This window comes from Stenotrophomonas sp. Steno-C15 (assembly GCF_056393265.1).
In genome coordinates this window covers 75,591-87,089 of record NZ_JBWJPF010000014.1, presented here as the reverse complement: position 1 = coordinate 87,089, position 11,499 = coordinate 75,591, and the positions used below count along the sequence as shown (strand labels likewise).

At 67.5% G+C, this 11,499-nt stretch carries 8 protein-coding genes; 5 read left to right on the top strand and 3 right to left on the bottom strand.

All coding sequences use genetic code 11. The features are described from left to right. Positions 1-73: 73 nt before the first annotated feature. Positions 74-820: a basic secretory protein-like protein gene (locus AC06FB_RS12260; protein ID WP_478053739.1), complete on the bottom strand. Its 747-nt coding sequence runs from the start codon at positions 818-820 to the stop codon at positions 74-76. A 4-nt stretch (positions 821-824) separates the two neighbouring features. Further along, positions 825-4,169, bottom strand: coding sequence for a GH92 family glycosyl hydrolase (locus AC06FB_RS12255; protein WP_478053738.1), 3,345 nt, complete (start codon positions 4,167-4,169; stop codon positions 825-827). Positions 4,170-4,627: 458 nt separating this feature from the next. Here AC06FB_RS12255 and AC06FB_RS12250 point away from each other — a divergent pair, with 458 nt between their 5' ends. The 5 genes from AC06FB_RS12250 to AC06FB_RS12230 all read left to right on the top strand — a co-directional run bounded on the left by AC06FB_RS12250 (position 4,628) and on the right by AC06FB_RS12230 (position 10,494). Further along, positions 4,628-7,369 carry a TonB-dependent receptor plug domain-containing protein gene (locus AC06FB_RS12250; RefSeq protein WP_081284377.1) on the top strand — a complete coding sequence of 914 codons (2,742 nt, stop codon included), beginning with the start codon at positions 4,628-4,630 and terminating at the stop codon, positions 7,367-7,369. A gap of 120 nt (positions 7,370-7,489) precedes the next feature. After that, positions 7,490-7,687 (top strand): zinc-finger domain-containing protein, encoded by a 198-nt coding sequence (locus AC06FB_RS12245; protein WP_053517405.1) that lies wholly within the window; start codon positions 7,490-7,492, stop codon positions 7,685-7,687. A 13-nt stretch (positions 7,688-7,700) separates the two neighbouring features. Continuing rightward, entirely contained in the window at positions 7,701-8,816 is a 1,116-nt protein-coding gene (locus tag AC06FB_RS12240) for a glycosyltransferase (protein ID WP_065181722.1), read from the top strand. Next, the gene (locus tag AC06FB_RS12235; RefSeq protein WP_478053737.1) at positions 8,797-10,128 is read left to right on the top strand and encodes an O-antigen ligase family protein; all 1,332 of its coding nucleotides are present in this window, start codon (positions 8,797-8,799) and stop codon (positions 10,126-10,128) included. Before AC06FB_RS12240 ends, AC06FB_RS12235 begins: the two co-directional genes overlap by 20 nt. A gap of 162 nt (positions 10,129-10,290) precedes the next feature. Further along, the gene (locus AC06FB_RS12230) at positions 10,291-10,494 is read left to right on the top strand and encodes a hypothetical protein (protein ID WP_193396797.1); all 204 of its coding nucleotides are present in this window, start codon (positions 10,291-10,293) and stop codon (positions 10,492-10,494) included. 42 nt (positions 10,495-10,536) lie between these two features. Here AC06FB_RS12230 and AC06FB_RS12225 read toward each other — a convergent pair whose 3' ends face one another. After that, positions 10,537-11,454, bottom strand: coding sequence for an LpxL/LpxP family Kdo(2)-lipid IV(A) lauroyl/palmitoleoyl acyltransferase (locus AC06FB_RS12225; RefSeq protein WP_053517401.1), 918 nt, complete (start codon positions 11,452-11,454; stop codon positions 10,537-10,539). Between the last annotated feature and the right edge of the window lie 45 nt (positions 11,455-11,499).

Sequence of the window (11,499 nt, the reverse complement as noted above, 5' to 3'; positions counted from 1 at the left end):
CGCCGGGCCATGCCCGGCGAGCGCGCAGCGCGGCAAATCAGGCATTCCGCCGGGCATGGCCCGGCGCAACCGCTCAGCGCTTGCCGCCTCGTGCCGGTGCCGGCGGCGGGGCATCCGAACGCGGCTTGGCGTACTCGGCCCATAGCGCCGGCAGGCCCTTGCCGGTGTGCTGCTGCCACAGCGCCAGGGTGTACTGGCCGTTGCGCAGGGCCTTGTCCAGCGCCAGCACCAGGCCGGGGTGTCCAGCTTCGGCCCATTTCAGGAAGGCCCCGGTTACCCGGTAGCCGCTTTCCACGCTCTGGGCGTTGCCCACTTTGTCCGGCAGCGCCCAGCCCGCTGCGGCATTGTCCGTGCCGTAGCGGTCGCGGGCGTAGTCGGCGATGCCTTCCACCAGCCAGCCCGGTACCCGCGTGTCGCCGTAGCTCGGGTAGCCCTGCACGATGTGCATCGCCTCGTGGGTCACCAGGTCGATGTCATCGGGGTGCTTCACCAGCCAGCCCGGGTTGATGGTGATGGTGCTCGCCTTGTCCTTCTCGCCGACGTAGGCGACGCCGTCGTAGGCCGGATCGATCACGATGTGCACCTCGGCCGGTGCCGCCGGGTGGAAGTCCGCCCGTTCGCGCAGGTAGGCGGAATAGAACGTATCGACGATGCGCTGGCGTGCCGGTGCGGCCAGCGCACCGGTCGCATCCTGGTAGTGCAACGTGATGCCTTCGCGGGTGAACTGGCCATCGAAGGCCCGGCTCTGCGACGGCTGGGCCAGCGCAATGCCGGGCAGGGTGAATGCAGCAAGTGCAAGGGGCAGCAGGCGAATGCGCATGGGGTCACCGTACAGTGGAGGGGGACAGCAGTTCGATCTCAGCCAGCTGCAGGCGTCCCGGCGCAGTTACGCGCAGGCGGTACTCGGCATAGCGTGAGGGCGAGGCGATGCGGAACGGACGGGTCTGCCGCGCAGCACTGAAGTCTTCGCCACGCCGCTGGTCCAGCGTGGTCCAGCGGCCGTCGCCGTTACGGGCTTCCAGCGTCCATCCAGCCCCCCGGATCGGCCCTTCGCCGCTGGTCAGCGTATACATCGTCGGCGCGCCATCACCCACGGCGCTCAGCATGAGGGTGGCACCCGCGCCCAGCGGAACGGCCGTGGTCGCATCGTCGTCCAACAGCGCGGGCACGGCGCGGCCATCGGCCAGCGCAGCGCGCGTGCTGCTGCCCAGCAGATCGTGCAGCATCTGCGGTCGCTGGCCCGGTGCGGTCAGCGAACGGGGCACGTCGTCGGCGCCTGTGCCCCAGCGCGAAGGCTGCGGGCCCATCTCGAAGTCCAGCGTCGCGCCCTTGGCGATCACCTCGTGCGGTACCCAGGTCCGGGTCCATGGCGTGCCGTTGATCTTCAGCGACTGGACGTAGACGTTCTCCGCGGAGTTCTGCGGCGCGTTGACGGTCAGCACCGCGCCACCCTGCAGTTCCACCCGGGCGTGCCTGAATGCCGGGGAGCCGATCACGTATTCCGGCGCGCCCATCCGCAGTGGATACAGGCCCAGCGAAGCCAGCACGTACCATGCGGAGGTCTCGCCATTGTCCTCATCGCCCGGATAGCCCTGGCCGATCTCGCTGCCCACGTACAGCCGCGACAGGATCTCGCGCACGTGCTGCTGGGTCTTCCAGGGCTGCCCGGCGTACAGATACATCCATGGGATATGGTGCGCCGGCTGGTTGCTGTGCGCGTACATGCCCATGCGCACGTCGCGCGCTTCGGTCATCTCATGGATGATGCCGCCGTAGGAGCCTGCAAACGCGGCATCGGCGGTCTCCGGCGTAGCAAAGAAGGCATCGAGCTTGGCGGCCAGCCTGTCGCGGCCACCGTACAGCGCGGCCAGGCCCTCGCCATCGTGCGCGGCGGTGAAGGCGAACGTCCAGCCGTTGGATTCGGTGTAGTCGTGGCCCCACACGCGCGGATCGTAGTCCTTGGCGTCCACGCGCCAGCTGCCGTCGGCCTTGCGGCCCTGGAAGAAGCCGGCGGCAGGGTCGAACAGGGTCGCGTAGCCGGCAGCGCGGTAGCGGAAGTAGTCGGCTTCGGTGCTGTAGCGCTCGCGCTGCGCGGCGGTGGTCGCGCGCTTGGCCAGTGCCTCGGCCATGTTGGCGATGCCGAAGTCGTTCAGCGCGCCTTCCATCGTCCATGACATGCCTTCATGCACGTCGGCACTGGCATAGCCGCGGAACGTCGAGCGATCCATGCCCTTGCGCCCTACATGGCGATCGGGCGGTACCACGGTGGCATTCTTCAGCGCCGCGGCATAGGCCTCGGCGGGATCGAAACCGCCGACGCCCTTCAGCCATGCGTCGGCGAAGGCCACGTCGGAACTGGTGCCGACCATCAGGTCCGCGTAGCCCGGCGATGACCAGCGGGCGATCCAGCCGCCCGCGCGGTACTGCTCGATGAAACCCTGCACGAGCTGGCCGGCGTCCTCCGGCGTGAACAGTGCGTACGCCGGCCACGTCGTGCGGAACGTATCCCAGAAGCCATTGTTGACGAACACCCGGCCATCGCGCACGCCACTGAAGGTGCGGCTGTCACTGCCATCGGTGTTGTTCTCGCTGGCGCTGGCCTGGTTGGCGTAACGCCACTCGGGGGCGGCAGCGCTGCCCACGTTTTCGTGGCCGGAGTTGGGATACAGGTACAACCGGTAGAGGCTGGAGTACAGCGTGGTTTTCTGGTCGTCCGTGGCATCGCCGATATCGAAGCGGGCCAGGCGCGCATCCCAGGCATCCTGGGCGCGGCCGGCCACGCTTTCCAGCGTATCCGTGGCGGAAATCTCCAGAGCAAGGTTGTGCCGCGCCTGTTCGAGCGAGATCAGCGAGGTGGCAATGCGCATGGTGACGCGGCGATCGCTGCCGGCATCGAACTTGATGTAGCCGGTCGGGCGGCCGCTGTCGATGCGTCCGCTGCTGCGCCAGGGCCGGTCGAAGCGGGCCACCACGAACATGCGGCCGGCACCGTTGGACAGGCCGCTGCGCGTGTCGGTGTAGCCGGACAGTGTCTGCGTGGCCGCATCCAGTGTCAGCCCGCCGCGTGCGTCCACATTGTCGAACAGCAGGTTGGCATCACCTTCCGCAGGGAAATCGAAGCGGAAGACCGCGGCGTGGTCGGTCGGCGCGATGGAGGCGGCGATGCCGTTGTCGAAGCGCACGTCGTAGCGGTAGGGGCGCGCGTTCTCGTGCGAGCGGTCGAAGGACAGCGCACGCTTGCTGCGGTCGGCCTCGGGCACACCGCGGCTGGCCGATGGCATCACCTGGAAGGTCTGGCGGTCGCCCATCCAGGGACTGGGCTGGTGACTCAGCGCGAGCGCCTGCAGCTGCGGGCGGTTGTTCGCATCGTTCTGCTCGTTCCAGCGGTACAGCCAGTTCAGTGCACCGGCATCGGTCACCGGGGTCCAGAAGTTGAAGCCGTGCGGCACCGCCGTGGCCGGGAAATTGTTGCCGCGCGAGAACGTGCCGTTGGCCTGCGTACCGCGGGTGGTCAGCACCCAGTCCGAGACCCGCTGCGGCACCTGCCGCGGCTGCGCATCCAGGCGCACGTCATCGATCCAGCCGGACACCGGCGCACCGTCGGCGCTGGCCACTTCCAGCTCGATGGCGACCACCCGGCGGCCGCGCAGCGCAGGCACATCGCCCAGGCGTACGGCCTTGCGCGCCCACTGCTGCGGATACAGCGTTTTCGAATCGCCCTGCGCACGCGCGCCCACGGCGATGCCGTGCTGATCACGCGCGGAGCTGGCCGATACGCGGCTGCCATCGTCCAGGCGCAGGTCCAGCGAGACGTAGGTGGAGGCCACCGTGTCCTTGTCGACGATCTCCGGCAGCACCAGCCAGGACAGGGTGGTGTCGGCGTCGATGGTCAGGTCCGTGCTGAACAGGTCGCGCCGCGCCGCGCCACCGTCGGCCTGGTAGTGCAGCGCGCGCAGGCCGCTGTAGCCGGCGTTGCGCTTGGCCGCATACGGCGCCGCCGGACCGGTGCCGATCTGCACCTGCAGCGCGCCGCCGGCCTTGGCCGGTGCGGGCTCACCTGCCTCGAACGAGGTCTGCAGGCCCTGTGCCACTGCGGGCAGGGCGGGCGTGGCGCAGGCCAGGGCCAGGGCGAGCGGAAGCAGGGCGCGGCGCGGATCGGACAGGGTCATGCAGGGTCTCCCGGAAGGGCAGGCGGCAGGCAGGACCCGCATCGGCACGTACCACGGCCAGCATCGCGCCCGCCGCCCAGGGGCGGTGGAAAGGAGCGATGCCGGTCCGGTGGGGGCGGGCCATGCGATCGGGTCGTCGGAGTGGTCCCGATCCTGCCTCAGTGCGTTGCCCCCTGACAAGTGCAATTAGTTCGATCCAAATCCGGGGAAAACGTTTCATTTCAAATTATTGACAGAGGGGATTGGATCGATTTAAAAGTGGCCGGGGTCCAGGCCCGGGAAGGCGGCGTCCTTCCCGTCCCGATCCCAACCCTTCCATCTGTCCCGGAACACCCTGCATGCCCTGATCCGGGCGGGCGGCCTGCGCTTGCTACTGCTGCCCGTCACCACCGTCCATCCACGACCCTCCCGTCCGTCCCCCACCGGCAGGACCGTCATCCGTCTCTGGAGAGCGCTTGATGAAACCCAGGTTGCTGTCGTTGTTGATGTCTTCGCTGCTGCTGTCGCCGCTGGCCGTGCAGGCCCAGTCCTCCAACGCAGGGGAGGGCGCCGATCCGCCGCGTACGCGCGACCTGGATGCGGTCACGGTGACCGGGTCGCTCATTCCGCGCGCGCAGGTGGAGGGCCCCTCACCGGTGACGACCATCACCGCCGAGCAGATCCAGGCGCAGGGTTTCACCACGGTGTTCGATGCGCTGCGCTCGCTGCCGGTCTCCAATGGGTCGGTGCAGGATTCCCAGGGAACCGGCTTCTACACTCCGGGCGCCAAGACCATCAGCCTGTTCGGTCTGGACCCCAGCTACACCCTTACCCTCATCAACGGGCGGCCGATCAACAGCTATCCGCTGGCCTACAACGGCAACACCAGCATCGCCGACATTGCCAACATCCCGCTGGGCATGGTCGAACGCATCGATGTGCTCACCGGTGGCCAGTCCTCGGTGTATGGCTCGTCGGCCGTGGCCGGCGTAGTCAACATCGTGCTGAAAGACCGCGTGGAAGGCACCCATCTGCGCTACCGCGTCGGTGGTTACAGCCAGGGCGGCGGTTCCAGCCAGCGCTTCAGCGCCAGCAGTGGACAGACCTTCGGCAACCTCGATATCAGCTACGGGCTGGAATACATCAACCAGAAGGCGATCTACGCCTTCGACCGCAGCCGCATCGACAGCGTCAACGACAACCCGACCGGGCCGCAGGATCCGTCGCGCAGCTTCCTGCGTATGCGCCAGGGGCCCAACGCCTACATCGACCCGGGCGCGGCCACCTGCGCGCCGCTGTCGAATCTGTTCGGTGGCAGCACCGTGTACGCGCACCGCGACATTTCCGGCGGTGGCTACTACTGCGGCACCCCCGACAACGTCGGCACCGCGTCGCTGTACAACGCCAGCCAGGACGTCAACGCGACCACCTTCCTGCGTTATCACCTCAGCCCGGATACCGAGTTGTACTCGGACATCCTGTTCGGCTTCAGCCGGCCGACCTACAGCGGTGGCAGCCCGTTCTGGAACAAGACCTTCTACAACCGCACCAGCGGCCAGTACGAGCAGTGGCAGCGCATCTACGCGCCCGAGGAAGTCGGCCTGGATGCCAAGGACCAGCGCGTCTACACGCGATCGCTGAACGTCACCGCCGGCGTGCGTGGCGTGCTGGGCAGCTTCGACTACGACGTTTACGTCAACCGTTCCAGCACCGATGTCACCCGCAAATCCACCGACTTCCTCGCCCGGAACGGCGTGGACGATTACTACCTGGGGCCGATGCTGGGCATGCAGGATGGCTACGAGGTCTACGCCCCGGACCTGTCGCGCCTGTACCAGCCGATCACCCGCGACCAGTACGACAGCTTCAGCGGCCTCAACCGTGCTGCATCCAGCGCGTCGCGCACAGCAGTGACGGCACTGCTGACCCATCGTTCGCTGTTCACCCTGCCGGCCGGCGACGTCGGTTTCGCGCTGATCGCCCAGGGCCAGCGCGAGAAGTTCTTCAACCAGTCGGCCGATCCCGATGCCGGTGTGCTGTTCCGCGGGCAGACCGCCGGCACCTCGGCGCAGGGCCAGCGGGACCTGTACGCGCTGGGTGCGGAACTGCAGGTGCCGATCATCGATACCTTCAGCGCCAATCTGTCCGGCCGCTACGACAAGTACGCCCTGCAGGGCGGTGGCGGCAACGGCAAGGCGACCTGGAAGCTTGGCCTGGAGTACCGGCCGATCGAATCGCTGCTGCTGCGTGGCAGCTACGCCACTGCGTTCCGTTCGCCGGACATGTTCTACCTGTTTTCCCGCGAGAGCAGCGGCTATACCACCAACACCGACCTCTACCAGTGCCGCCAGGCCGGTTACACCTCCGACAACTTCGATGACTGCGAGCAGTCCGGATTGGCGGTGTTGTCTTCCAGTACCGGCAACCGCGATCTGAAGGACATCACTGCACGCACGTTCACCTATGGTGCGGTGTGGTCGACACTGGACAACGCGCTGACGTTGTCGGTGGACTACAACTCGGTGGTGATCGAGAACGAAGTACGCATCCTCGGTACCGACAGCATCCTCGACACCGAGGCCAACTGCCGGCTGGGCGTATCGGAGAACGGGCAGACCCGCTTCGACATCACCTCGCCCACCTGCCAGCAGGTCCTGGGCCAGGTGCAGCGCAAGCCGGCCACCGATCCGCTCAACCCCAACGGTGTGGACAAGGTGTTCTCCTACCCGATCAACATCGCCAGCCAACGCCAGACCGGTGTGCAGGCAGCGCTGGACTATCGCTGGGGTACCTCCTCGGTGGGAGATTTCACGGTCAACGCGGGCTACTATCGCCCGCTCAAGCACACCACCCAGGACAAGGAAGGCGATCCGGTCTACGACCAGTTGTGCTGCGGCAATTCCAATGAACTGCAGTACCGGGCCACGCTGGGCGTGAACTGGAAGCGCGGGCCGTTCAGCGCCAGTGCGTTCGGCGTGCGCAACGCGCCCACCTGGGACAGCCGTGGCGAGCAGCGCAACATCGGCCCGTGGACCACCTGGAACGCCACGGTCGGCTACCGCATCAATGACCTGGCCAGCCTGCTGCTGACGGTCAACAACCTGACCGACGAGATGCCGCCGATCGACCGCAGCAACGGCAACTGGCCGTACTACGATCAGGGCATCTACAACGCCTACGGCCGCTCGGCCTTCCTGGAGCTGTCGCTGGACTTCCAGTAGGCCGGGCGCTGGCAGGTCCCGGCTGTCAGGGGGCGGGGGCCAGGAAAGGACAGGGGCGGCCGGGTCGCCGCCCCAGGTGCTAGAATCGCAGGCCTCGCAATCCGTTCATCGACATCCGCCATGAGCCATACCGCCACCGCGCCCGCCAACGCCGAGAAGCGCTACACCGTGCACCGCAGCGACCTGCCGCTGAGCTGCCCGACCCCGGAGATGGCGCTGTGGAACTCGCATCCGCGGGTCTACCTGGCGATCGAAGACGAACCCAACGGTGAAGCGCAGTGCCCGTACTGCGGTTCCGTGTTCGTACTGGCTGACTGAACGGCCTTCACCGATGCGTCGACTGACCGTGGTGCAGTTGCTGCCGGCGCTGCACTCCGGCGGCGTCGAGCGCTCGACCCTGGAAATCGCGTCGGCACTGGTGGCAGCCGGCCATCGCGCGCTGGTGGTGTCTGCCGGTGGCCGCCTCGTTGAACCGCTGCTGGCCAGCGGTGCCGAGCATCTCACCCTCGATATCGGCCGCAAGTCGCTGCTGACCCTGCGTCATCTGCCGACCCTGCGTCGCCTGTTCGCCGAGGTCGGCGCCGATATCGTGCACGCCCGCTCGCGCCTGCCCGCGTGGCTGGGGCTGTATGCGATCCGGGCGATGCCGCAGGCGCAGCGGCCGCACTGGGTAACCACCGTGCACGGGCTGAACTCGCCCAGCCGCTACAGCGCGGTGATGACCAGCGGCGAGCGCGTGATCTGTGTCTCCAACAGCGTGCGCGAATACGTGCAGCGCCACTATCCGACCGTGCCGGAGGACCACCTGCGGGTGATCCCGCGTGGTGTCGATGTCAGTCAGTTCCCGCGGGTGGCGCGCGGTGATCGCCGGCCGCGCCTGTCGCTGGTGGCGGACTACCCGTGGCTGGCCGGGGTGGACGGGCCGCTGCTGCTGCTGCCGGGCCGTGGCACGCGCCTGAAGGGGCACGCGCATGCGCTGCAGCTGCTGGCCGACGTCCGCGCTGCCGGCGTGCCGGCGCAGCTGTGGATGCTGGGCACCGACGAGCCGGGGCGCGAAGCCTATGTGGCCGACCTGCGCCGCCAGGCCGCCACGCTCGGCATCGCAGACGCGGTCCACATCAGCACGCCGACCGCCCGCATTGCCCAGGCCTATGCCGCCAGCGATCTGGTGCTGCAGCTGTCCGACAAGCCCGAAGCCTTCGGCCGTACCGTGGTGGAAGCACTGTCGGTGGGCCGACCGGTGCTCGGCTGGAACCACGGTGGGGTGGGCGAACTGCTGCAGCAGCTCCAGCCCACCGGTGCGGTGCCGCTGGGAGATGCGCAGGCACTGGGTGAACGTGCGCTGGCCCTTCTGGCGCAGCCGCCATCGTTGCCGGGCCGTATCCCGTTTACCCTGCAGGCCATGCAGCGCGATACCCTCCGTCTCTATGCCGACCTCGCAGGCTGACACCGCAGCCGTCCTGCGCGATGAACGCGCCGGGCGCTGGGCGCCCTGGTGGGTGCTTGCCTACGTGGCGTTGTGGCCGCTGCCAGGCATCGCCGAGACCGTCCTGGGCCTGGGTGCAATCTATGCCGCAGTGCGCATGGTCATCCGCCGCCTGCAGCGCCGGCCGCATCTGCTGAGCCCGGCGGCCTGGGCGCTGACCTCGATCCTGTTCCTCGGCTACTGGTTGCCGCAGGCATTTTCCGCATTCGATGCGATCGACCCGTCGGCCTCGTGGACCAAGGCGGCAGCAGGCCTGCGCTACCTGCCCTTCATGTGGCTGGTAGCGATCGCAGTGGCCACGCCGGAGCGGCGCAGACTCACCCTGGGTGGACTGGCGGTGATCACCGGCGCCTGGACGCTGGATGCGCTGGTACAGGCGGTGGCCGGCACCAGCCCATGGTTCTGGTCGCTGGAGCAGCTCAAACTGGCAATCAGCGGGCGTGCGCTGTGCCCGGCCGATGAAGCGGCGTTGGCCGACCGGCTCAGTGGCGTACTGGGCCCGTGCAACCTGAAATTCGGCCAGGTGCTGGCCAGCCTGTCGCCGTTCCTGCTGCTGCCGCTGGCGCGCCGCTTCGGTGCTGCCGGCTGGCTGCTGGCCGCTGCGGCCCTCGGCAGTGTGTTGCTGCTGGCCGGCTCACGCGCCTCGTGGATCACCTTCGCGCTCGTGCTGGCCTACAGCGGCATGCGCCAGTTCGGCTGGAAGCGGCTGGCGCTGTTGGCGATGGTCGGGGTCCTGGGGGCCGGGGTCCTGGTTGCCAGCGTGCCGCAGCTGCGCGAGCGCGTGCTGCGCACGACGATGGCCTGGGAGGGGGACGAGACGGGCGTCGACCAGGCGCTGTCCGGGCGTGCGCGGATCTGGAGCGCAGCGGCCTGCATGATCGAAGCACATCCGATCAACGGTGTCGGCGCGCGTGGCTTCCGCGATGCGTATCCCGCCTGTGTCGCAGGGGAGGGAACCGCGGTGTGGGGCGCGGAACCGGCCCTGCACGCGCACCAGATCGTGCTGGAGATCCTGGCCGAGACCGGCGTGCTGGGCCTGCTGTTGTGGCTGGCCGCCGTGGCACAGGCCTGGCGGGCGTGGCGCTTCGCACCGACCGCGGCCCGCGAGCGGGCGCGGCCGGCGATGCTGGCGCTGGCAGTCACCGTGTTCCCGCTCAACACCCACCTGGCGTTCTACTCTGCGTTCTGGGGTGGGCTGACCGTGCTGCTGGCGGCGCTGTTCGCCGGCAGCCTGCTGGCGCGTGACGCGGATGACTCACCACGCGTCGGCTGATCGCAGATCCATGACCGTTTGACTGTTTCAGTTCAAGGTGCAAACGTCGCTGCGACGACCCCTGAAGTTGCTGCCCTTGTTGTAGTACCGAGTGCAGGCGTCTAATGCCAATCTTCACCCCTCCCAGCAGTTGGGCGGGGGGCACAGAACAGGAGTCTTGAGATGAAGATCGCTTATGTGGCGACTGCTGCAGCACTCTATATCGCCATACTCTCCATCATCGTGTTCAAGGCAGCCCTGGATCAGGGCAATGTCGTAAACATGATCTTCTCGGCGTCGTCCTTCACGATCCTTCTTTCACTGATCAAGGTGATTGTGGATGACGTGCGACTCCATCGGTCGTCTGGCTATCCCGGGCAGCGCTGATAAAGTTCCTGTGCTGTCTCGGGTCGCCATTCTGTTCCACGGTTATTTGTAGAAGTCGCTGCGCCCGCCGGGCTGGCGCTTGAAGCGGCGATGGATCCACAGGTACTGGTCAGGGGCTTCGCGCACCATCTCTTCGATCGCCTGGTTGACGCGCGCGGTATCGGCTTCCACATCCTCGCTCGGGAAGTTCTCCAGCGGCGCGCCGATCTTCAGGAAGTACTTCCCGCCTTCGCGGCGGTGGAAGTACGGAATGACCGCGCAACCGGTCATCCGCGCCAGCTGGTGGGTGGCGGTGATGGTGGCGGCGGTGTGGCCGAAGAACGGAACGAACACGGTGTCCTTGCCACGCATGTCCTGGTCGGGGGCATACCAGAGGAAGCCGCCCTTCTTCAGGTGGCGCACGGTGGCGCGGATGTCCTCGTTGGCGAACATCGCCTTGGCATAGCGCAGGCGGCCGAACTTCACCGCCCACTCGTACACTGGATTCTTATGTTTACGGTACATGCCGGACAGGTCGACGTAGTCGCACAGCAGGCGGCCGCACATCTCCAGGGTCATGAAGTGCCCGGACACCAGCAGCACGCCGCGACCCTCGGCCTGCATCTGCCGCAGGTGCTCCAGCCCTTCGATCTGCACCTGCGGGCGGATGCTGTCGATGCTGCCCCACCAGGCACGGATGCACTCGAACACGCCCACGCCCAGGGCATCGAAGCTGTCGCGAACCAACCGCTTGCGCCAGGCATCGTCCTTTTCCGGGAAACACAGTGCGAGATTGACCTCGGCTGCACGGCGACGGCTTCCGGCCAGGCGCCAGGCGATCGACCCCACCCCGCGACCGAGGGCGCGCTGCAGCATCCACGGCAGGCGGGCGATGGCGAAAGCGCCGTACATGGCGGCGAACATCGGCCAGTTGCGGGGATCGCGCAGTGACGGGCGGACGGCAGTGGAGGCATCGGACATGGCGCCATTCTAGCAATCCGGCTGCGTGTCTTTCCCGGGGGTGTC

Bases quoted from the DNA above. Each gene is read 5' to 3' on its own strand.
- AC06FB_RS12260 (WP_478053739.1), bottom strand. From the start codon at position 820: ATGCGCATTCGCCTGCTGCCCCTTGCACTTGCTGCATTCACCCTGCCC.
- AC06FB_RS12255 (WP_478053738.1), bottom strand. From the start codon at position 4,169: ATGACCCTGTCCGATCCGCGCCGCGCCCTGCTTCCGCTCGCCCTGGCC.
- AC06FB_RS12250 (WP_081284377.1), top strand. From the start codon at position 4,628: ATGAAACCCAGGTTGCTGTCGTTGTTGATGTCTTCGCTGCTGCTGTCG.
- AC06FB_RS12245 (WP_053517405.1), top strand. From the start codon at position 7,490: ATGAGCCATACCGCCACCGCGCCCGCCAACGCCGAGAAGCGCTACACC.
- AC06FB_RS12240 (WP_065181722.1), top strand. From the start codon at position 7,701: ATGCGTCGACTGACCGTGGTGCAGTTGCTGCCGGCGCTGCACTCCGGC.
- AC06FB_RS12235 (WP_478053737.1), top strand. From the start codon at position 8,797: ATGCCGACCTCGCAGGCTGACACCGCAGCCGTCCTGCGCGATGAACGC.
- AC06FB_RS12230 (WP_193396797.1), top strand. From the start codon at position 10,291: ATGAAGATCGCTTATGTGGCGACTGCTGCAGCACTCTATATCGCCATA.
- AC06FB_RS12225 (WP_053517401.1), bottom strand. From the start codon at position 11,454: ATGTCCGATGCCTCCACTGCCGTCCGCCCGTCACTGCGCGATCCCCGC.